At 74.1% G+C, this 21,006-nt stretch carries 19 protein-coding genes; 16 read left to right on the forward strand and 3 right to left on the reverse strand.

Annotated features, from left to right (window positions below):
* Positions 1-4 precede the first annotated feature (4 nt).
* The 9 genes from GEV43_RS05265 (at position 5) to GEV43_RS05305 (ending at position 10,162) form a co-directional block, all read left to right on the forward strand.
* Positions 5-1,501: an aminoglycoside phosphotransferase gene (locus GEV43_RS05265; RefSeq protein WP_160819709.1), complete on the forward strand. Its 1,497-nt coding sequence runs from the start codon at positions 5-7 to the stop codon at positions 1,499-1,501.
* A 253-nt stretch (positions 1,502-1,754) separates the two neighbouring features.
* On the forward strand, positions 1,755-2,633 hold the full coding sequence (locus tag GEV43_RS05270; RefSeq protein ID WP_241682790.1) for a glycosyltransferase family 2 protein: 879 nt from the start codon (positions 1,755-1,757) through the stop codon (positions 2,631-2,633).
* A 15-nt stretch (positions 2,634-2,648) separates the two neighbouring features.
* Positions 2,649-3,752, forward strand: coding sequence for a GNAT family N-acetyltransferase (locus tag GEV43_RS54605; protein WP_160819710.1), 1,104 nt, complete (start codon positions 2,649-2,651; stop codon positions 3,750-3,752).
* On the forward strand, positions 3,749-4,801 hold the full coding sequence (locus tag GEV43_RS05280) for a glycosyltransferase family 2 protein (RefSeq protein ID WP_160819711.1): 1,053 nt from the start codon (positions 3,749-3,751) through the stop codon (positions 4,799-4,801). The genes GEV43_RS54605 and GEV43_RS05280 overlap by 4 nt, the downstream gene beginning before the upstream one ends.
* A complete protein-coding gene (locus GEV43_RS05285) occupies positions 4,801-5,610 on the forward strand; it encodes a polysaccharide deacetylase family protein (RefSeq protein WP_160819712.1) in 810 nt (269 codons plus the stop codon). The genes GEV43_RS05280 and GEV43_RS05285 overlap by 1 nt, the downstream gene beginning before the upstream one ends.
* The gene (locus GEV43_RS05290; protein ID WP_160819713.1) at positions 5,603-7,003 is read left to right on the forward strand and encodes a lipopolysaccharide biosynthesis protein; all 1,401 of its coding nucleotides are present in this window, start codon (positions 5,603-5,605) and stop codon (positions 7,001-7,003) included. Before GEV43_RS05285 ends, GEV43_RS05290 begins: the two co-directional genes overlap by 8 nt.
* Positions 7,004-7,005: 2 nt before the next feature.
* Entirely contained in the window at positions 7,006-9,201 is a 2,196-nt protein-coding gene (locus GEV43_RS05295; RefSeq protein ID WP_160819714.1) for a hypothetical protein, read from the forward strand.
* A complete protein-coding gene (locus GEV43_RS05300; protein WP_160819715.1) occupies positions 9,198-9,512 on the forward strand; it encodes a hypothetical protein in 315 nt (104 codons plus the stop codon). The genes GEV43_RS05295 and GEV43_RS05300 overlap by 4 nt, the downstream gene beginning before the upstream one ends.
* A gap of 80 nt (positions 9,513-9,592) precedes the next feature.
* The gene (locus GEV43_RS05305) at positions 9,593-10,162 is read left to right on the forward strand and encodes a Uma2 family endonuclease (protein WP_160819716.1); all 570 of its coding nucleotides are present in this window, start codon (positions 9,593-9,595) and stop codon (positions 10,160-10,162) included.
* A 2-nt stretch (positions 10,163-10,164) separates the two neighbouring features.
* Here GEV43_RS05305 and GEV43_RS05310 read toward each other — a convergent pair whose 3' ends face one another.
* Positions 10,165-10,905 carry a hypothetical protein gene (locus GEV43_RS05310; protein ID WP_160819717.1) on the reverse strand — a complete coding sequence of 247 codons (741 nt, stop codon included), beginning with the start codon at positions 10,903-10,905 and terminating at the stop codon, positions 10,165-10,167.
* A 59-nt stretch (positions 10,906-10,964) separates the two neighbouring features.
* On the reverse strand, positions 10,965-11,723 hold the full coding sequence (locus GEV43_RS05315) for a GntR family transcriptional regulator (protein ID WP_160819718.1): 759 nt from the start codon (positions 11,721-11,723) through the stop codon (positions 10,965-10,967).
* A gap of 161 nt (positions 11,724-11,884) precedes the next feature.
* On the opposite strand from GEV43_RS05315, the gene GEV43_RS05320 reads away from it, so the two are divergent.
* The 5 genes from GEV43_RS05320 to GEV43_RS05340 all read left to right on the forward strand — a co-directional run bounded on the left by GEV43_RS05320 (position 11,885) and on the right by GEV43_RS05340 (position 17,971).
* Positions 11,885-12,103 (forward strand): hypothetical protein, encoded by a 219-nt coding sequence (locus GEV43_RS05320; protein WP_160819719.1) that lies wholly within the window; start codon positions 11,885-11,887, stop codon positions 12,101-12,103.
* A gap of 317 nt (positions 12,104-12,420) precedes the next feature.
* Positions 12,421-13,833, forward strand: a complete 1,413-nt coding sequence (locus GEV43_RS05325; RefSeq protein ID WP_241682791.1) for a xylan 1,4-beta-xylosidase — start codon at positions 12,421-12,423, stop codon at positions 13,831-13,833.
* A gap of 63 nt (positions 13,834-13,896) precedes the next feature.
* Positions 13,897-15,195 carry a cytochrome P450 gene (locus tag GEV43_RS05330; RefSeq protein WP_160819721.1) on the forward strand — a complete coding sequence of 433 codons (1,299 nt, stop codon included), beginning with the start codon at positions 13,897-13,899 and terminating at the stop codon, positions 15,193-15,195.
* Between the two features lie 168 nt (positions 15,196-15,363).
* Complete coding sequence (glgB, locus tag GEV43_RS05335; RefSeq protein ID WP_160819722.1) at positions 15,364-17,592, forward strand: 1,4-alpha-glucan branching protein GlgB; 2,229 nt, start codon at positions 15,364-15,366, stop codon at positions 17,590-17,592.
* Positions 17,593-17,602: 10 nt separating this feature from the next.
* Entirely contained in the window at positions 17,603-17,971 is a 369-nt protein-coding gene (locus tag GEV43_RS05340; RefSeq protein WP_160819723.1) for an ACT domain-containing protein, read from the forward strand.
* On the opposite strand, the gene GEV43_RS05345 is transcribed toward GEV43_RS05340, so the two are convergent.
* On the reverse strand, positions 17,943-18,824 hold the full coding sequence (locus tag GEV43_RS05345) for an NUDIX domain-containing protein (protein WP_160819724.1): 882 nt from the start codon (positions 18,822-18,824) through the stop codon (positions 17,943-17,945). The genes GEV43_RS05340 and GEV43_RS05345 overlap by 29 nt on opposite strands.
* An 89-nt stretch (positions 18,825-18,913) precedes the next feature.
* On the opposite strand from GEV43_RS05345, the gene GEV43_RS05350 reads away from it, so the two are divergent.
* Together GEV43_RS05350 and GEV43_RS05355 are read left to right on the forward strand one after the other, a co-directional pair.
* Entirely contained in the window at positions 18,914-20,425 is a 1,512-nt protein-coding gene (locus GEV43_RS05350; protein WP_160819725.1) for a serine/threonine-protein kinase, read from the forward strand.
* Positions 20,426-20,512: 87 nt separating this feature from the next.
* Entirely contained in the window at positions 20,513-20,980 is a 468-nt protein-coding gene (locus GEV43_RS05355) for a PaaI family thioesterase (protein ID WP_241682792.1), read from the forward strand.
* Positions 20,981-21,006: the final 26 nt, after the last annotated feature.

Consider the following 21,006-nt stretch of genomic DNA (forward strand, 5'->3'; position numbering starts at 1 on the left):
AGCCGTGGCGCCGCCCGACCCCACCGCGCTCGTACGGCTGCTGTCCGGATGGCTGCCCCGGCAGCGGTGGTTCGGCGGCAAGGACCGCCCGATCGGCGCGTTGTCGATCGCGGCGGCGACCGAGCTGCTGCCGGGCCCCGACCCGTCCCTGCACCACCTCGTGGTGGACGTCCGGCAGGGCGCCGTCGCGAGCCGCTACCAGCTCCTGCTCGGCGTCCGCGCGGACCTGCCCGCGCACCTGCGCCCCGGGGAGATCGGCCCGGTCGCCCCGGCCGGCCCCGACTGCCGCGGCCCGGCCGGCCCGGCCCTGCACGCCTACGACGCGGCGTACGACCCGGAGCTCACCAGGCCGCTGCTGGCGCACATGGCCGCCGGGGCGGAGGTGGGGCCGCTGCGGTTCCGGAGGGCGCCGAACCGGACGATCGAGACGGGCCTGTCCGCCGTCCCGATGTCGGCGGAGCAGAGCAACACCTCGCTGGTGTTCGGCGATGCGTACATCTGCAAGCTGTTCCGCCGCCTGACCCCCGGCGTCAGCCCGGACCTGGAGGTCAGCTTTGCGCTGTCGGAGGCGCACTGCGCGCACGTGCCCGCCGTGCACGGCTGGATCGAGATGGAGACGGGCGAGGCCGGCGGCCCGGTCACGCTCGCGCTGCTGTCGGAGTACCTGCGGACGGCGACGGACGGCTGGCAGCTCGCGCTCACCAGCGTCCGCGACTGGTTCGCGAGCCCCGCGCACACCGGGGACGGGCACCGCGGCGGCCCGCACTCCGGCGGCCCGTACTCCGGGACGGGCGGCGAGGCGTTCACCGGGGCGGACGCCGGGGCCGCGGGCGGGGACTTCGCCGCCGAGGCCGGACGGCTCGGGGCCGCCACCGCGACCGTGCACCACGACCTCGCCAAGGCGTTCGGCGTGACGCGGGTCCCGGCGGCCGACGTGCGGGCGATGGCGCGCGGGATGCGCCGGCAGCTCGACGAGGTCGGCGGGGCGGTGCCCGAGCTGCGGCCGTACGTCCCGGCGATCGGGGCGGCGTTCGAGGAGGTCGAGGCCGGCGCGGAGGACCTGCTGTTCCAGCGGGTGCACGGCGACTACCACCTCGGCCAGGTGCTGCGCACCGGGACGGGCTGGGTGCTGCTCGACTTCGAGGGCGAGCCCGCGCGGACCCCGGCCGAGCGCCGCGCGCCGTCGCATCCGCTGCGCGACGTGGCCGGGATGCTGCGGTCCTTCGAGTACGCGGCGCGCTTCATGCTCGCCGGGAACGGCGACCTGCCCCCGGACGCGGAACGGGACCTGGAGGCGCGGGCCCGCGCGTGGACGGCGCGCAACCGCGCGGCGTTCCGCGGCGGGTACGCGGCGGCGGGCGGCCCCGACCCGGCCGGGCACGCGGCGCTGCTGCGAGCGTTCGAGCTCGACAAGGCCGTCTACGAGATCCGGTACGAGGCCCGCAACCGGCCGTCCTGGCTGCCGGTCCCGCTGCGCTCCCTCGCCGACCTGGTGCGCTGAGGGCCCGGGGGGCGCAGGCCCGGACCGCCCGGATGGCATGACCACTAACGGTCATGCCATCCGGTGGCGTTCTACCGGTTTTCTCCGTTATGACCGGTCACGCGGACCGTGACGAGGCCCTTACCCGTCGGAGCCGTACGACGTGCGTAGGCGCTCCTGCGCAACTTACGGGAGTGACGGGCCCGATCCTCCCAACATGATGGGCGCACCCGCCATCTAACGGGCCAAGACGTCAACCTTTACGGGGACTCCCATGCATTCTCCTGATTCGTCCGTGCGCGCCTCGCTGGGCGTGAACGGCGCCACGAGGGCGGCCCCCCTCGCGCGCCCGGGCACGCTGATGAACGCCTCCCCGCATGCGCGCCGGTGGCCGACGGTCACCGCCGTGATCCCCACCCTGAACGAGGCCGACAACCTCCGATGGCTCATGCCGCGGCTCACCGCGGTGGACGAGATCGTGATCGTCGACGGCGAGTCCACCGACGGGACCGTCGAGTACGCCCTGTCGGTGCGGCCGGACGCCAGGGTCATCGTCGAGCCGCCCACCGGCAAGGGCAGCGCCATGCGGACGGGAATGGCCGCGGCGACCTCCGAGATGATCATCATGCTGGACGCCGACGGCAGCATGGACCCGGCCGAGTTCGACTCCTACCTCGCGCTGCTGTGCCGCGGCTTCGACCTGGTCAAGGGCACCCGGTACGGGTGCGGCGGCGGCTCGGACGACCTCACCGGGCTGCGCCGGCTCGGCAACTCGGCGCTCACCGGCCTCGCCAACCGGCTCTACCGGCAGCGCTGGTCGGACCTGTGCTACGGCTACGTCGCACTGCGCCGCGACGCCGTCGGGCGGCTCCGGCTGGAGTCGACCGGCTTCGAGATCGAGACCGAGATGTGCGTGAACGCCGTCCGCGCCGGGCTGCGCATCGCCGAGGTCGCGAGCCACGAGACCGAGCGCCGCCACGGCGAGTCCAACCTCAACACCTTCCGCGACGGCTGGCGGGTGCTGAGGACGATGGTCCGGCTGCGCTTGCGGGGCCCGCTCGACCGCGCGGCCCCCGGACCGGGCCCGGCCGCGGCCGAGCCCGTCCACCTGCCGTGGCGGCCGGCGGCCTTCAGCCGCACCGGCACCGAGTAGCGCGCCGGCCCGCCCGTGAAGATCACCGTGGTGCGCCCCTCCGACCTCGGCGACGCCGAGCTCAAGCGATGGCGCGACATCCGGACCTCCCACCGCGACCTGGCCAACCCGTTCCTCGCGCCGGAGTTCACGCTCGGCGTCGGCCGGTTCCGCGACACCGTGCGCGTCGCCGTGGTCGAAAACGGCTCCGGCGTCGCCGCGTTCTTCCCCTACGAGCGCGGCCCGCTCGGCACCGGCCGCCCGGTCGGGGCCGGCCTCACCGACCTCCAGGGCCTCGTCGCCCCGCCCGGCCTGCACCTGAACGCGCGCGCCCTGCTGCGCGCGTGCGGGCTCGGGGTCTGGGACTTCGACCACCTGCTCGCGCACCAGCCCGCGTTCGCGCCGTTCCACAGGGCGCGGCGGTCGGAGCCGGTGATGGACCTGTCCGGCGGGTTCGCCGCGTTCGAGGACGGGCTCCGGCGCGGGGCGCCGAAGACCCACAAGACCATCCGCTACAAGGAGCGCAAGCTCGGACGCGACGTCGGGGACGTGACCTACGCGTTCTCCTCCGCCTCCGCCGCCGACCTCGACCGGCTGATGGGCTGGAAGTCCGGCCAGTACCACCGGACGGGACGCACCGACCGGTTCGCGCGGCCCTGGATCGTCGCGCTCGTCAGGCACTTCCACGAGACCGGGTTCGGGGTGCTGAGCGTCCTGTCGGCGGGCGGCGAGCCGGTGTCGATGCACTTCGGGCTGCGCGACGGGCACGTCATGGCGGGCTGGTTCCCCGCGTACGACACCCGCTTCGGCAGGTACTCGCCCGGCATGATCGGCCACCTGCGGCTCGCGGAGGGCTGCGCCGCGCACGGCGTCACCGAGATCGCGATGGGACGCGGCGGCAAGGAGTTCAAGGAGGGGTTCAAGGGCCGCGAGATCCCGATCGCGGAGGGACGCGTCGCACGGGTGACGGCCGCCGCCGGGCTGCACTGGGCGCGCACCGCGCCGCTCAACCGCGCGCGCGGGGCCGTCCTTGACCATCCCGCGCTCTACCGCTGCGCCGACCAGGTGCTCAGGACGTACGCGCGGCTGCGGCCCGGCGCGGGCGGCCGGCGGGACGGCGGCGGAGGGCGGGCGTCATGAGGTTCTCCGTCGTGATCTGCGCCTACACCGAGGAGCGGTGGGACGACGTGCACGCCGCCGTCGCGTCCGTCCGCGCGCAGCGCCACCCGGCCGAGGAGATCATCCTCGTCGTGGACCACAACCCGGCGCTGCACGCGCGGCTCCGGCGGTCGCTGCCCGGGGTCGCCGTCGTGGAGAACCGCGAGGCGCGCGGCCTGTCGGGCGGCAAGAACACCGGCGTCGCGATCGCGCGCGGCGACGCCGTCGCGTTCCTCGACGACGACGCGGTGGCGGCCCCCGGCTGGCTCGCCGCGTTCGCCGCGCGCTACGGCGACCCGCGGGTGGCCGGGGTCGGCGGGCTGACGCTGCCCCTGTGGCCCGGCTCGACGCCGTCCGCGGACCTGGCGGACGATCCGGTGCCGGGCTCGGCCGGCACCCGTCCCCGCTGGTTCCCGGAGGAGTTCGACTGGACGGTCGGATGCACCTACCGCGGCCTGCGTCCCGGCCCCGTGCGCAACCTCATGGGCGGCAACGCCTCGTTCCGGCGGGAGGCGTTCCCGATCGCGGGCGGCTTCGACTCGGGCATCGGCCGCTCGTTCCACGACCGGCCGCTCGGATGCGAGGAAACCGAGTTCTGCATCAGGCTGCGGCAGCGCAGCCCCGGCTCGGAGCTCGTGTACGACGACGCGGCCGTGATCTGGCACCGCGTCCCCGCCGAACGGGCCCGCTTCGCCTACTTCCGCCGGCGCTGCTACGCCGAGGGACTGTCCAAGGCGCTCGTGACGGCGAGCGTGGGCAGCGGGGACGGGCTCGCGAGCGAACGCGCGCACGCGTTGAAGACCCTGCCGCGCGGCGTGCTGCACGGCAGCGCCGACGGGTTCCGCGGCGACCCGGGCGGTTTCGGCCGCGCGGGGGCCATCGCGGCCGGCCTCGCCTGGACGGCGTGGGGGTACGCCGTCGGCTCCTGGACGACGCGCCGCCGGACGCTGCGCGCGGTCGGCGCGCCGAGCGGGATCAAGGCCCCGGGTCCGTCCGCGAACGGCCGCCGGGGCGGCGAGGGGGCCGCGTGATGCCGGGAGTCCCCGTGCTGATGTACCACTCGATCAGCGACCGGCCGACGCGCGGGACGGCGGGCCTCGCCGTGCGGACGGGCGCGTTCGCCGAGCAGATGGCGCTGCTCGCGGACGCCGGGTTCATGCCCGTCCCGTTCTCGGCCCTGTACGCGCCGGAACGGCCCGGCAAGCCCGTCGTCCTCACGTTCGACGACGGCTACGCCGACTTCCACGAGCACGCGCTGCCCGTTCTGGAACGGCACGGGTTCGCCGCGACGGTGTTCGTCACGACCGGCTGGGTCGCCGACGCGGGCGCGGACGCGGCGGGCCGCCCCCTGGACCGGACGCTGGCGTGGGGCCAGGTCCGCGAGGCCGCCGCGCACGGGATCGAGATCGGCGCGCACAGCCACAGCCATCCGCAGCTCGACCAGCTCCCGGACGGCGCGCTGCGGGACGAGCTCGCGCGCAGCAAGGGCCTGCTCGAAGACCGGCTCGGCGCTCCCGTCGAGACGATGGCGTACCCGTACGGGTACTCCAGCGCGCGCGTGCGGCGCGCGGTCCGCGCGGCGGGGTACGGCACGGCGTGCGCGGTCGCCAACCGCCTCTCCCCCGCCTCCGGCGACGCGCGCCGGTACGACGCGCTCGCGATCCCCCGGCTGACCGTCCGCGCGTCCACGTCGCTCGCCGCGTTCGCACGCGTCGCGGACGGGAGGGGGATCGCCGCGGCCTACCTCAAGGACCGCGCGCTGACCAAGGGGTACGCCGCCGTACGGCGCACTCGCCACGCCGTACGGCGCGCGCCGGGGCGGGCAGGCGGCGGTGCCTGAGCCGGCGCTGACGACCGGCCCCGAGCCCGGCCCCGGCCCCCGGTCCGGCGGCGGGGAGGGCGGGCCGCCCCCGGGCTGGCTGCGGCGCGAGCTGTCCAACCCGCTGTTCCGCAACGCGTACGCGCTGATGCTGAACGGCGGCGTGACGACGCTGCTCGGCGCCGCGTTCTGGGCGATCGGCCCCCTCTACTACGCGCCCGCCGACTTCGGCCGCAACACCGCGATGAACCAGGCGATCATGTTCGTCGGCGGCATCACGATGCTGAACTTCCTGCTCATCAGGTTCATCCCGGAGACCGCCCGGCACACCCGCGCGCTCGTGCTGGCCTGCTACGGGATCGGCGCCGGGACGGCCGCCGCCGTCGGCGCCGCGTTCCTGGTGACGCTGCGGGTGTGGGGCGGCGGCTGGACCAACTTCGACCACCTGCGCGGCCTCGGGCCCGGCCTCGCGTTCGTCGCCATGGCGGTCGCCTGGAACCTGTGGAACGCGATGGAGGGCGTGTTCACCGGCCTGCGCCGCGCGGGCTGGGTCCCGGCCGTCAACACGGTCTGGTGCCTGCTGCGGCTCGGCCTGGTCGTCGCGCTCGCCGGGGCGTTCCCGCACAACGGCATCGTGCTCGCCTGGTACCTCCCGGCGATGGCGGTGCTCGTCCCGGTGAACGCGCTGATCCTCGGCCGGCTGATCCCCGCGCACCGGCGCGCCAACCTCGGGCGCGGGCCGCGCTCGACGCACCGGGAGATCGCGCGCTACCTCGGCGGCGGCTACCTCGGCGGGGCGTTCCAGTTCGCGTCGGTGAGCCTCGTGCCGATCGTCGTCGCCGCGCACCTGTCCCCGGCGACGAACGCGTACTTCCAGATGGCGTGGGTGCCGGGCATGATGCTCGACCTGCTCGCGCTCACCCTGTCGTTCTCGCTGACCGTCGAGGGCGCGTTCGACCGGGCGGGCCTCGCGCGCTCGACCCGCGCGGCGCTGCGCCGCACCGTCACGCTGATGGCGCCGGTCACCGTGCTGGTGGTCGCGCTCGCGCCGGTCGGGCTGGAGATCTACGGCCACGGGTACGCGACCGGCGCGCCGCTGCTCCAGGTGCTCGCGCTCGCCGTCCTACCGAAGGCGGTCATCGAGCTCTACGTCGGCGTGCTGCGCGTCCAGAAGCGGACACGGCTCATCGCCGCCCTCCAGGGCGTACGGCTCGCCGGGGTGCTCGGCCTGGTGACCCTGCTGATCGACCCCGACCGCCTCGCCACGATCGGCGTCGCCGTCGTCGCGGTCAACGTCACCGTCGCCGCCGCGATCCTCCCCGGCCTGCTGCGCGCCGCGCGCCCGGACCCCGCAGCAGCGGAAGGGCACGCGGGCGGGCCTTCCACGACCGACCCGGGACGGGATAACAGTTGAACGTGACGGTTCGCGAGGCGCGCGACCCCGCGGAGGGCGCGCCGCGGGACGGGACGGCCGTCCCGCCGGCCCCGGGCGCGGGCCGTACCGCCCTGATCGCCGTCGCGGCGCTCGCCGCGCTCGGCGCCGGCCTGTTCTGGATCCCGCTGCGCGGCGTCGATCTGGAGGCGATGGACGGCTACGGGCTGATCAGCGTCCTGCCCGCCGCCACCCTCGCCGGCGCCGCCCTCCTCGTCGCGGCGTTCATGGCGACGCTCGCGCTGCCGCGCCCGCACCGGCCGCTGCTCGCCGCGCAGCTCCTCGTCCTGACCGTCTCGCTGCACGGCGTCGCGCAGGCGCTGGAGCCGAACGCGCGGTTCCCGACCGTGTGGCAGACCGCCGGGTTCATCGAGTACATCAGCCGCACCCACACCGTGAGCTGGGACCTCGACGCGCGGTTCAGCACGCCCGGCTTCTTCGCGTTCATCGCGTTCGTGATGAACGCGGTCGGGCAGCACGACATCGAGCCGCTGCTGCGCTGGGCCCCGCCCGTCACGAACCTGCTGTACCTCGTCCCGTACGCGCTGATCCTGCGGACGCTGCGGGCGACGTGGCGGGCGAAGTGGTTCGCGGCGTGGCTGTTCGTCGCGGCGAACTGGGTCGGGCAGGACTACCTGTCGCCGCAGGCGTTCGCGTACCTGCTCTACCTGTTCTTCGTGGCGATCCTGGTCAACTGGTTCCGCCACCACCACGAGACGGCGCGGCGCGCGGGCCGCCGCCGCGCGGGCGGGACCGCCGAACGGCGCGGCCGCGTCCGGCGCGTCTACGACCTCGCCTTCGGGCCCAAGGACCCCGGCGAGCTGCCCCCGCCGCAGGCGCCGGTGCGCGAACGGTCGGTCCTGCTGGTCCTGCTGTTCGTCCTGCTGCTCGTCGGGACGGCCGCGCACCAGCTCACGCCGTTCCTGATGACGGCCGCGTGCGCGGGCCTGGTGCTGGTCCGGCGGTGCGGCCTGCGCGGGATGCCGTTCATCGCCGGGATCGTGTACGCGGCGTGGGTCAGCTTCATGACGGTCGGGTACTGGTCGAGCCGCAAGGGCGAGATCTTCGGCGGGCTCGGCAAGGTGTTCACCAACGTCCGGCAGAGCACCGGCGGGCGGATCAGCCAGACCAGCGCGCAGACCGCCGACGTCCAGCAGCTCCGCATCATGATCGCGGCGGTGGTGGTGGGCCTCGCCGCGGCCGGCCTCCTGCGGCGCCGCGCGCGCGGCATCGACGACCGGGTGGCGCTGGTGCTGATGCTGGTGCCGTTCTCCTCGTTCGGCCTCCAGAACTACGGCGGCGAGATCGCGCTGCGCATCTACTTCTTCATGCTGCCCGCGGCGTGCCTGCTGATCGCCTACCTGTTCTTCCCCGCCCCGTTCGACGCGCCGCGCGTCCGCGACCCGAGGGTCCGGCTCCGGCTCGGGCGGCTCCGCGCGGGCTCCCGCCGGCACTGGCCCGCCGTCGCCGCCGCGTCGGTCTTCGCGCTCGCCCTCACCGGCGGCTTCCTCGCCGTCCGGTACGGCAACGAGAGGTACGAGCAGGTGCGCAAGGACGACGTGCGCGCGTTCGACGTCATGCTCGACGCGCGCGAGGGCCCGGTCGGCGTCGTCTGGCTGAGCGCCGAGAACCCCGACCTCGTCGGCGGGACGCCCGTGATGCCGTGGTCGTACCGCGACTGGGAACGGCTGTCGTACGCGCCCGTCATCGCCAACCGCGGCGACCCGGCCGATATCTCCCCGATCGTGCAGGGCCTCAAGGACCAGGGGCCGAGCGGCTACTTCGTCACCACGCGCAGCCACGAGGACTTCCAGGTGCTCACCGCGGGCCTGCCGGCCGACTACGGGGACCGGATGCGCCGGGCGCTCGCCTCGTCCCCGGAGATCCAGACCGTTCTCAGCACCCGCGACGCGGCCGTCTACCGCCTCAGGAACCCGCCGCCCGCGCCCGTCGCCGAGGTGCCGCGCCCGGCCGGGCTCGGCATGCGCGGCTCCCCCTGGACGCCCGCGGGCCTGGTCTACCTGCCCGTCCTGCTCGGCGTCCTGCTGGCCCGCGAGCTGCGCCGGCTCCGCCTCCCGCCCGGCGAGACCCGCCGCCTGCGCCCGCTCACCGTGCTCGCGGCCCCGCTGCTGGTCAGCGTGGTCGCGGTGATCGTGGAGAGGTTCGTGGTGATCTCGTGACGGCCCTGCTCGCGCTGCTCCTGTTCGCCGTCCCGGCCCTGGCGTGCGCGTCCCTGCTCCCGGGCCTGGACCCCGTCGGCCGCCTCGTCGTCTCCACGTCCGCCGCGATCGTCATCGTGGCCGGGACGGCCCAGATCATGCTGATGCTGGGCGCCTGGTCCCCCGGCGCGGGCCTGATCGCCGTCCTCACCCTCAGTGCTGCCCTGGCCACCGCCGGCCGAGCCCGCCGCCACCCCCACCCCCCAGCCCCACCCCCACCCCGCAACGAGGCCGAGGACAACGACGAAGACGCCTGGCTCTACCAGGACTGACACCCCCGCCCTCCGTAGACTCGTGCCCGTGACCGCGTGAAGGAGGCGGACGTGGGTGTCGCAGCCGAGGACGACCGGCAGTGAGCTGGGGGCCTTACACCATCGAGGACCTCCACGCCCTGCCCGAGGACGGCAAGGGCTGGGAGCTCTCGGAGGGATGGCTCGTAGAGATGTCCCCCTCCCCCCTGCACGGCGCCGTGTCCGACCGGCTCCACTCGGCGCTCCGCGCCGCCGCCGAGGCCGCGGCGGCCCCCGTGTACGTCGGGCGGGGCGGCGACGAGGAGTTCAGCGTCCCCGCCGGAATACGCAAGCCCGACGTGTTCGTGATCGACGCCGCCGCCCGGCGGGAGACCCTCCTGGAGGACAGGAGCACCTACCACGGCGGCGACCTCGTCCTGGTGGCCGAGGTCGTGTCCCGCCGGAGCGGGAGCGAGCAGTCCGACCGGGTCGCCAAGCGGCGCGAGTACGCCGAGGCGGGCATCCCGCACTACTGGATCGTCGACTTCCGTCCCGTCGCGCGCGTGGAGGTCCTGGAGCTGAACGACCGGGGCCGCTACGGGACCGTCCGCACCGCGCTGGACACCGAGGAGCTCAAGGCCGCCGAGCCCTTCGCCGTCACGCTCGTCCCCGCCGCGCTGCTGGAGGTCTGAGGTCAGACGCCGGTGGGGTTCTTGGTGAGGTCGAGGGGGTTCGGGGGCGGGGAGACCTTGACGGGGACGTCGTAGGTGAAGTTCATCTCGCCGCCGCCCTTCTTGTCACCGCCGGCGAGGCGCAGCGGGTACGGCTTGCCGGTCGCGGCGATGAACAGGATGCCGCTGGAGTCGTCCTTGAGGGTGACGACCGGCCTGTCCCCGATCTTGGAGTCGGCCTCGCGGGTGATGGTGGTGTTGTCGGGCTTGAGGATGTCGGCCCAGCCCGCGGGGGTGAAGAACGACGTGAAGTTCTGCCGCATCTCGCGGGAGCCCGCCACCCAGCGGTCGCCGACGCGGTCGGCGAGGGCGGCGCCGCCGGCCTTCTTCCACAGGTCGCGCCCGCGGAAGTACGCCCGCTCGCCCACCTTGATGACCTCCATCGACACGGTCGTCCCCTCGATGGGCAGCGTCAGCTTGCCCTGGGCGTCGGTGCCGTCGGTGACCATGTCGATCTCGATGGTCTCCTTCTCGTCGACCATGATCCCGGCGACGCGGAACGAGGTCGCGCCGCGGAGGGCGGCGACGGAGTCGGCCAGGATCTGGTCCGGCGACTTGCCCGCGAAGCCGTTGGCGGCGGCCTCGGCCTTGGCGGGCGGGTCGTTCTTCTTCTCCTCGCCGCAGCCGGCGAGCGTCATCGCCAGGGCGGTCGCGACGGCGGCGGGCAGGACGGCTCTGGCGCGCGGAAAGGCTCTCACGGACATGCGGACTCCACAGGTAGGGGGGAGCGGGCACAGTAGCGCACCCGCTCCGCCCGGACGCCTCAGAGGTCGATGGAGTAGTCGAGGATCACGCGGTCGGCGGGGAGGACGATGTCGCGGCACACCTCCATGACGTCCTCCCCGGAGATCAGGCGGCGGGTGATGGCGAGGACGGGCACCCCCGCGGACATGCGGAGGGTCTCGGCCTCCTCGGGGGTGGGCATGCGGGACCTGACCGACTCCTCGACGCGGGTCGGGGGGTGGCCGAGGTAGTCGAGCTGCGCCATGGTGCCGCCCGGCCAGGGCTCGCGGGCGGGGTCGGCGACGGGCGTGTGGCCGACGAGCGACCAGGGCAGGAAGTTGACGGCGATCTGCTGCGGCTCGCCGCGGGCGTAGAAGACGAACCGGCGGCGCAGCAGCTCGGTGCCGACGGGCAGCTCGAACAGCCCGGCGAGGTCCGGTCCGGCGTGGGTGCGGTCGAACTCCTTGTCCAGACGGTACTCGTGCCAGGTGATCCGCTGGTCGCGCGTGAAGGTCGTCTCGGGCACCGCCACCGGGCGGGTGAACGCCCGGTAGCGGTCCATCGCGACCCGCCTGGCGGGCGGCGCCACCTTGACCACGGTGCCGCCGCCGCGGCGGGTCTCGATCAGTCCCTCCTGGCGGAGCAGTGCGATGGCCTGGCGTATGACGATCTCCGACACCTTGTGGGCCGCCTGTAGCTCGGCCATGGTCGGCAGTCGCGTCCCGGGCGGAAGGCTGCCGTCCCGGATCCCCTTGCGCAGCGTGTCGGCGATGCGCAGATAGGCGGGACGCTCCGGCACCGGCGCCACCTCCCTTCGTCCAGCCCGCCTCCCCTGTTCCGCGAAACCCCTTTCTGGCGCTATCCGCGGGGAGACGGTCCGCTTACGGACAGCTTGACACCACTTGGACCGAGTAAGACTTTTGTATACAGAAGAGCCGCCTCGGGGAAGGGACGACCTGGATGGGCGACTTCGAGGATCTGAAGACGGCCATCGAGGCGGAGTTCCCGGGCTGGCTGGTGTGGCGCAGCGACGCCGGCCGGTGGTACGCGACCCGCAGCGGCGATCTCACCGACGCCCAACTCCAGGCGGGATATGCGATGACGGTCGCGGCGGACGACGCGGCGGGGCTGCGGGAGCTGCTGCGCGACCAGACGCGCAGGGACGGCGGGGAGCGGTGAGGCGACGGCGGGGACGCCCGGGGTCCCCGGTCCCCCGGCGGGGGCGGACCGGGTCCGGGCGGTCCGTTACGGCAGTTACCTGTGTCGCGGAGGTGACAGAGGACTGGAGACGCGGTCGGTGCGGTGGTTGTCACCGCAAGGGCCGGAAGACGTGACCGCACGGGCGGCACATCGGCGCGACCCCCACAAAAAGTCGTGCCGTCCGTGCGGTCGCGACTCCTCTCCGGGCACCGGCCGTCTCGTACATTCGCGGGATGCCCCTCCGGCCGCGCCGGGTGAGGATTTCCGGGACGCCGTTCCCATCCAGGAGGCCCGTCTTGGACGTCCAGCAGCGGACCGGTCCCGGCCGCGCGTCCCTGTTCCGCAACCGGCGGGGACGCCACGGCCGCCCGCGCAGGCGCCTGGTCCTGGTCGCCCTCGCCGCGGCCACCGCGGGCGTGCTGGTCTCGACGCTGGTCCTCGCGGCCACCGGCCGGCGCCCCGGCGGGAACGGCGGCGACGGTCCCGCCCCGGCCCAGGCCGCGTCCCGGGTCGCGCCGGGCGCCCCGCGCGACTGGCCGTCGTGGGGTTTCACCCACACGCAGAACACCGTCGATCGTGAACACGGCCCGCCGAAGGCGCTCGCCGACCTGGCGTCGCACCCCATGCCGCAGGTCACGCCCATCATGGGGTGGGGGGTCGACAATCCGGAGCCGCGGCCGGGCGAGTTCGACTGGTCGTCGCTCGACCGGCGGATGGACGTGATCCGCGAGACCCGCGGCACGCCCGTCGTGACGCTGTGCTGCGGGCCCGACTGGATGAAGGGCGGCGCGGCCGGGACGACCGACTGGCGGCGGCTGGAGACGGCGATCGAGCCGGAGCACTTCGACGACTACGCCGACCTCGCCGCGGCCGTGGCCAGGCGCTATCCGGACGTGAGGCACTACACCGTCTGGAACGAGTTCAAGGGCTTCTGGTATCCGCCGGGCAACCGGTGGGACCACGAGGGCTACACCCGGCTTTACAACAAGGTCTACACGGCGCTGAAGAAGGTCGACGAGGACATCAAGGTCGGCGGCCCGTACATGGTCATGAACAGCAACGCGCCGGGCGGGCGGTACGGCCCGCCGTCGGAGCTGAGCGGCCCCTGGGGCGTCATGGACCAGCGCAACCTCGACGCGGTGAAGTACTGGTACGAGCACAAGAAGGGCGCCGACTTCATCGCCGTGGACGGGCACGCGATGCCCAACCAGCGCGAGGTCGAGCTGAACGAGTTCATGGCGCTGTCGAAGTTCTCGGCCGTGACCCGGTGGCTGCGCGGCCTCGACCCGAGGCTGCCGGTCTGGTGGGCGGAGTGGTACGTCGAGCCCGTCCCGTCCACGTGGACGAACGAGCGGCGCGGGGCCGTCCAGGCGGCGGCGATGATGGAGTTCGTGCGGGCGGGCGCGGCGAGCGCGTTCTACTGGAGCCCGCAGACCGCGACGACCGGCGACTGCCCGGGATGCCTGTGGTCGGGCCGGGCGGCGGGCGGAGGCGGCACCCCCACGCTGGCCAACCTCCAGAACTTCGACCGCTGGTTCCCGCCGGGCACGCCGCTGGCGGACGTCGCGTCGTCCAACGCCGACGTGCGCGTGCTGGCGCAGGCCGAGCAGATGGTCGCCGTCAACACCACGGCGCGGCCCGCGCGCACGGAGGTCGAGGGCAAGGCGCTCGACCTCGGCCCGTACGAGGTCAAGTGGCTCGGCCGGTGAAGGCGGCACGGCCTGTGAAGCGGCCCGGCCCGTGAAGTGGCTCGGCCGGTGAGGGGAGGGCAGATGGGCGCGGACCCCGCTCCGGCCGCGCGGCCGGGCGCGCACGGCATCGACCTGGTCGACATGGCGTTCTGGGCCCGCCTCCCGTCCGAACGGCTCGCCGACTTCGCGCGGCTGCGGGAGCTCGGCCCGCCGGTCTGGTTCCCCGAGCCGCGCGTCCCGTTCGTACGGTCGGGCAAAGGCTTCTACGCGCTGGTGCGGCACGCGGACGTGGTGGAGGCGAGCCGGAACGCCGCCGTGTTCTCCAGCGAGCCGGCCGCGACGTCGCCGGAGCCGCCGCCGTGGCTGGCGAAGGTGTTCGGCACGCCGATGGTCAACATGGACGATCCCCGGCACGCGAGGCTGCGGCGGATCGTGTTCCGCGCGTTCACCCCGCGGATGCTCGCCGGGATCGAGGCCGAGATCCGGGCGACCGCCGCGCGGATCGTGGACGAGGTGATCGCGGACGAGCCGCACGACTTCGTGGAGCAGGTCGCGGCCCGGCTCCCGATCAACGTCATCTGCGCGATGATGGGCATCCCCGAGCGGGCCCGCCCGTACGTGCTGTCGCGGATCGACGCGATGACCGCCTACTCCGGGGTGCGCGGATCGCTCGCCAGTCCCCGCGCGCTGCGCCTGCTCTACGGCAACCTCAGGGCGATCGTCGATCTGCACCGGCTCGTCGCGCGGCTCGGCCGGGCCCGCCGCGAGGCCCCGACGGGCGACCTGGTCTCGGCGCTGGTCAACGCGGGCGAGAGCGGGGAGGCGCTGTCGGTGCGCGAGCTGGGCTCGTTCTTCGACCTGCTGCTGGTCGCGGGCAACGAGACGACGCGCAACGCGCTCGCGCACGGGCTGCACCTGTTCACCGAGCACCCCGACCAGCGCGACCTGCTGCTCGCCGACTACGACGCGCGGATCGGCGGCGCGATCGAGGAGATCGTCCGGTACGTCTCGCCGATCGTCCAGTTCCGGCGGACGCTGACCCGCGACCACGAGCTGGGCGGCCGGCGGCTCCGCGCGGGCGACAAGGTCGTGCTGTTCTACCCGGCCGCCAACCGCGACCCCGAGGCGTTCGCCGATCCGGACGCGTTCGACATCACCCGCAAGCCCAACCCGCACGTCGGGTTCGGCGGGCCGGGCCCGCACCTGTGCCTCGGCGCGAACCTGGCGCGGATGGAGCTGCGGATCATGTTCCGCGAGCTGTTCGACCGCCTGCCCGGCCTGCGCGCGACGGGCGAGCCCGAGTACCTGCTGTCCAGCTTCGACAACGGGATCACCCGGCTCCCCTTCACGTACACGGGCCGGGGCGGCTCCCGGCCGTGATCCCGAATCCACCGAAACCGGACCGATCCGCTACGTGAGAGACGCGGATCTCCGGGCACTCCTACTCTGAACGTTCTCCGGGCGGCGTCCAGAAGACCGGGCCGGCCCCGGCGGGCGGGCAACCGGACGCTTCCGGACACGACCTCGCGGCGAGGAGGCCAGGACGCCATGGCACGGGTGACGCGGGCGGAGATCGACCGGCTCGTCGGCGGGGACCACCACGATCCGCACGCCGTCCTCGGCGCCCATCCGGGGCGGTCCGGCGTCACGGTGCGCGCGCTGCGCCCCCTCGCCGAACGCGTCGAGGCCGTGCTGCCGAACGGCGACCGGCACCCGCTGCGGCACGTGCACGAGGGCGTGTTCGCGGCGACGCTGCCCGAGGGCGCGTCGCTCGCCGGGGACGGCCCGGACGAGGCGCCGCTCGCCGTCCCCGACTACCGGCTCGCGGTCACCTACCCGGGCGCGGGCGAGACCGTGCAGGACGACCCGTACCGGCACCTGCCGACGCTCGGCGAGCTGGACCAGCACCTGATCAGCGAGGGCCGGCACGAGGAGCTGTGGCGCGCGCTCGGCGCCCGGGTCCGCACGTACGCCTCGTCGTTCGGGCCGGTCACCGGGACGGGCTTCGCGGTGTGGGCGCCGACCGCGCGCGGCGTCCGCGTCGTCGGCGACTTCAACCACTGGGACGGCCGCGCGCACCCGATGCGGTCGCTCGGCTCGACGGGCGTCTGGGAGCTGTACGTCCCGGGCGTCGGCGACGGCGCCCGCTACAAGTACGAGATCCTCGGCGCGGACGGCCGGTGGCGGGCCAAGGCCGACCCGATGGCGCAGGCGACCGAGGTGCCGCCGGCGACGGCGTCGCGCGTGTTCACCTCCTCGCACGAGTGGGCGGACGGCGCGTGGATGGACCGCCGCAAGGAGCGCTCGTGGGTGAACGAGCCGATGAGCGTGTACGAGGTGCACCTCGGGTCGTGGCGGCCCGGCCTCGGCTACCGCGAGCTGGCCGAGGAGCTCACCGCGTACGTCGCGGACATGGGCTTCACGCACGTGGAGTTCCTCCCGGTGGCCGAGCACCCGTACGGGCCGTCCTGGGGCTACCAGGTCACCTCCTACTACGCGCCGACCTCCAGGTTCGGCGACCCGGACGGGTTCCGGCTGCTGGTGGACCGGCTGCACCAGGCGGGCATCGGCGTGATCGTCGACTGGGTGCCCGCGCACTTCCCCAAGGACGAGTGGGCGCTCGCGCGCTTCGACGGCACGGCGCTCTACGAGCACGAGGACCCGGCGCGCGGCGAGCACCCCGACTGGGGCACCCTGGTGTTCAACTTCGGCCGCGCCGAGGTGCGCAACTTCCTCGTGGCGAACGCCTCGTACTGGCTGGAGGAGTTCCACGTCGACGGGCTGCGCGTGGACGCGGTCGCCTCGATGCTCTACCTCGACTACTCGCGCGAGGAGGGCGAGTGGACGCCCAACGTCTACGGGGGCCGGGAGAACCTGGAGGCGATCTCGTTCCTCCAGGAGATGAACGCGACGGTCTACAAGCGCAACCCGGGCGTCATGACGATCGCGGAGGAGTCGACCGCGTGGCCGGGCGTGTCCCGCCCGACCCACCTCGGCGGCCTCGGGTTCGGCTTCAAGTGGAACATGGGCTGGATGCACGACACCCTCCAGTACCTGGAGCACGAGCCCGTCTTCCGGCACTACCACCACGGCGAGGTCACGTTCTCGCTGGTGTACGCGTTCTCGGAGAACTACGTCCTGCCGCTGTCGCACGACGAGGTCGTCCACCTGAAGGGGTCGCTGCTGGGCAAGATGCCGGGCGACGCGTGGCAGCGGTTCGCGGGCCTGCGGACGCTGCTCGCCTACATGTGGTGCCACCCCGGCAAGCAGCTGCTGTTCATGGGCGGCGAGTTCGGCCAGGGCGCGGAGTGGGCGGAGGAGCGCCCGCTCGACTGGTGGCTGCTCGACAACGCCGCCGAGGGCGCCGACCACCTCGGGCTGCAACGGCTCGTCCGCGACCTGAACGCCGCGTACGCCGCGTCCCCCGCCCTCTGGTCGTGGGACAACGACCCGGACGGCTTCCGCTGGATCGACGCCAACGACGCGGCGGGCAACACCCTCTCGTTCCTGCGGCGAGGGGTGGACGCCGAGGGCGAGGCGACGGTCATGGCCTGCGTCGTCAACTTCTCCGGCGCGCCGCACGAGGACTACCGGCTCGGACTCCCCCAGGCCGGGCGGTGGCGCGAGGTCGTCAACACCGACGCGTACGAGTACGGCGGCAGCGGGGTCGGCAACCTCGGCGCCGTCGAGGCGACCGAGACGCCCTGGCACGCGATGCCCGCGTCGGCCGTGATGCGGGTGCCGCCCCTGGGCGCGGTGTGGCTCGTCCCTGAATAGGGTGGCGGGCATGCGCCTGCACGTGGTCCCGTCCCAGTTCCTGGTGGAACACCTGCCGAACGCCACGTTCCCCGAGGACGACGAGTGGATCGCGCTGGTCCGCGCGCCGGAGGGCCTCACCGTCATCCGCGAGGCGCCGCCCTACGTGGAGGCGGAGCGGTGGAACGGCCTCTACGGCGAGACGTCCATGGGGCGCGGCGATCCGGGAATGCTCGCCTCGATCGTCGGGCCGCTGGCCGAGACCGCGGTCCCCGTCTTCGTGGCGTCCACCTACCACGCCGACCTCGTGCTGGTCCCCGACCACAAGCTCCGCGACGCCGCGGAGATCCTGGAGAAGGCGGGGCACCGCGTCAGCGGCGTGCCGGAAGCCGGTCGATGAGCCAGCGCGGGCCGGTCACCGCCGCGCCCGCCGCCTCGCACCGGCTCCGCAGCTCCCGGTCGGCCGTCACGACCAGGTAGGCGGTGTCGGGCTCGCCGTGGGCGACGAGCTCCACGATCCGGTCGTCGCCGCTGCCGGGCGCCGCGACGACCCGTACGCACTCCGACGGCTCGTCCGCGACCCGCCGCGCCGCGCCCTCCACGACCAGCACCGGGTCGACGAACGTCTTCTCGAACGGGACGAGGCCGCCGGGCAGCGAGCGCACGCCCGCGGCGAGGGAGGCGAGGTCGTCGCGCAGCCGCGCGTTGGCCCCCGCCCGGTCCTTCCACCAGCCGTCGGCGCGCGAGCCGACCACGTTGGCCGCGTCCACGACGAGCACGACCCGCGTCATCGCCTCCCGCAGCTTCGGCCACGACCGCGCGAACGGCGCGAACAGCCGACGCTCCGTCACGTCCTCCACCGGCACCCACTCGGCCCTGCGCGTCTCGAACGACGCGGGCTTGACGCGCGGGCGCGGCGCGCCGGGGTCGGCGGACGCGACGGCCGAGGCGTAGTCCCAGCCGTCGTGGTCCTCGACCATGAGGCCGTGCACCCGGATCGAGCCGACGTCGAGCGTGCACTCCTCGGACGTCTCGCGCAGCGCCGCCTCGACCGGGTCCTCGCCGCTGTGCCGCCCGCCGCCGAACATGCCCCACGTCCCGCCGCCGTGCCCCCACCAGGCCCGCTGCTGGAGCAGGATCCGCTTCACGCCGTCGCCCGGGTCGCGGTGGAAGAGCAGCAGCCCGGCCGCGCCGAACCGCCCCCAGTGCGTGTGCCCGTGCCCGCAGCGCGCCCAGCCGTCCCCGTCTCCCATGGAGCGACGATATCCGCTCGGTGATCCAAGTACGGTGGTGGCGGCAGTCGGGGGGTTGCCTGACGTTCCACGCTGGAGGGTAAAGGCCCATGACCGCGCTTCCGCTGGACCGCGACGACCCCCGGGAGGTCGGCCGCTACCGGCTGACGGGACGGCTCGGCGAGGGCGGCCAGGGCGTCGTCTACCTCGGCGAGACCCCGGACGGCGAGCGCGTCGCGGTCAAGATGCTGAAGACCACCGACGCGGCGGCGCGGGGCCGGTTCGCGCGGGAGATGCGGGCCGCGCGGCAGGTCGCGCCGTTCTGCACGGCGGCGGTCCTCGACTCGTCCGCCGAGGGCGCCCACCCGTACGTGGTGAGCGAGTTCATCGACGGGCCCTCGCTCCAGCAGCGGGTCGCCGGGTCCGGGCCGCTGCGCGGCGGCGAGCTGGAACGGCTCGCGGTCAACACCGCGAGCGCGCTCGCCGCGATCCACGGCGCCGGGATCGTCCACCGCGACCTCAAGCCCGCCAACGTGCTGCTCGGGCCGGACGGCCCGCGGGTCGTCGACTTCGGGATCGCGCGGGCCATCGACGCCGAGACCCACACCCAGCTCGTCGGGACGCCGTCGTACTTCGCGCCCGAATGGCTGGAGGGGCACCCGCCGACGTACGCGTCCGACGTGTTCGCGTGGGCGGGGACGATCGTCTACGCGGCGACGGGGCGGCCGCCGTTCGGCCCGGCGACCTCCGTGCCGGCGATCATGCACCGGATCGCGAACGGGGAGCCCGACCTGACCGGCGTCCCGCCGTCCCTGCACGGGCTGCTGGCGGAGTGCCTGTCGAAGGACCCGGCGCGGCGGCCGACGGCCCGCGACCTGATGGTCCGGCTGGTCGATCCGTCGGGGCCTGACCCGCGGTCCGTCCCGGCGCCGCCGGTGCCGGTGCCGGACGGGTCCGTTCCTCCGGCGCGGGACCTGACCGGGCCCGCGCCGCCGCCGGAGTCCACGGTCGGCGGGGGCGCGTCCGGGAGCCGCACGCCGCTGATCGTCGCCGCCGCGGTCGTGGCCGTCGCGCTGATCGCCGCCGTGACGTGGATCGCGTCCAGCCTCCTCGGCAAGGACGACGACGACCCGTCCGGGAGAACGGCGCGCGGGGGCTCCTCGCCCAGCACCGGCACGGACGCCACCGGCGGCACGACGCCTTCGACGGGCGGATCGTCCGGCGGAACGTCCGGGTCGTCCGGGTCGTCCGGGTCGTCCGGCGGGAAGGGCGGCACGGCCGTGCCCGCCGCGTTCGGCGGGACGTGGAAGGGGACGGTCGTCCAGAAGGGCGGGGTCATCCTGTCCGACACGAGCCGTACCGGCGCGACCGTCACGCTGACGGCGGGCAGGAGCGAGGGGACGGCCGACTACGACGTGTGGGGCTGCCACAACAAGGTGACCGTCACGAGCGCGACCGGCGACAGGCTGGAGCTCGACGAGACGGTGCTGCGCAGCGACAACCCGACGGGCACGTGCGTGGGCGGGCGGATCACGCTGACGCTGGCGGGCGGGAAGCTGGAGTACCGGTCCCCGGGCCAGATGGGCGGCGACAGCAGGGGGACGCTCAGCAGGTCCGGCTGACCTCGGGTGACGAACGGCACAGTGCCGCCCCGGGAGCCGACCGAATACGATTCGGGTCGTCCGACGCCTGAGCACGGGGAGAGCCAGTTGAGCACGCAGACCGACGCCGAGCTGTGGAACACACTGTCGGGGGCGGAGCTGATCCAGGCCATGGCCGAGAGCCGCTTCCCCCAGATCTCCGACATCAACGACCACATCGGCCAGATCATCACCGCGGCCGAGCCCGGCCGGGTCGAGATCGACTGGCGTCCCGCCGAGCGGCTGTGCAACCCGGGCGGGACGGTGCACGGCGGCTACATCGCGATGATCCTCGACAACGCCGTCTGCCTCGCCGCGTCCAGCACCTGCGAGCACTTCATGCCGATGCTGACGCTCAACCTCAACATCGACTACCTGCGCGGCGTCGTGGCGGACGGCCGGTACACCGTGGTCGGCACCTGCCTGCACCCCGGCCGCACCCGCATGGTGGCCAACGCGGTGATCGCCGACGAGCGCGGCCGGCCGGTCGCGCAGGCGTCCGGCAGCGTCGTGCCGAACCAGGCGTTCGCCCGCTGAACCCGGGGCTCCCGGACGGGACCCTG

This window comes from Actinomadura sp. J1-007 (assembly GCF_009793335.1).
In the GTDB taxonomy this organism is placed as follows: Bacteria; Actinomycetota; Actinomycetes; order Streptosporangiales; family Streptosporangiaceae; genus Spirillospora; species Spirillospora yumaensis.

Coding starts and splice junctions, on each gene's coding strand:
- glgB (WP_160819722.1), top strand. CDS start 15,364: ATGGCACGGGTGACGCGGGCGGAGATCGACCGGCTCGTCGGCGGGGAC.
- GEV43_RS05350 (WP_160819725.1), top strand. CDS start 18,914: ATGACCGCGCTTCCGCTGGACCGCGACGACCCCCGGGAGGTCGGCCGC.
- GEV43_RS05320 (WP_160819719.1), top strand. CDS start 11,885: ATGGGCGACTTCGAGGATCTGAAGACGGCCATCGAGGCGGAGTTCCCG.
- GEV43_RS05345 (WP_160819724.1), bottom strand. CDS start 18,824: ATGGGAGACGGGGACGGCTGGGCGCGCTGCGGGCACGGGCACACGCAC.
- GEV43_RS05270 (WP_241682790.1), top strand. CDS start 1,755: ATGCATTCTCCTGATTCGTCCGTGCGCGCCTCGCTGGGCGTGAACGGC.
- GEV43_RS05285 (WP_160819712.1), top strand. CDS start 4,801: ATGCCGGGAGTCCCCGTGCTGATGTACCACTCGATCAGCGACCGGCCG.
- GEV43_RS05340 (WP_160819723.1), top strand. CDS start 17,603: ATGCGCCTGCACGTGGTCCCGTCCCAGTTCCTGGTGGAACACCTGCCG.
- GEV43_RS05280 (WP_160819711.1), top strand. CDS start 3,749: ATGAGGTTCTCCGTCGTGATCTGCGCCTACACCGAGGAGCGGTGGGAC.
- GEV43_RS05330 (WP_160819721.1), top strand. CDS start 13,897: ATGGGCGCGGACCCCGCTCCGGCCGCGCGGCCGGGCGCGCACGGCATC.
- GEV43_RS05310 (WP_160819717.1), bottom strand. CDS start 10,905: ATGTCCGTGAGAGCCTTTCCGCGCGCCAGAGCCGTCCTGCCCGCCGCC.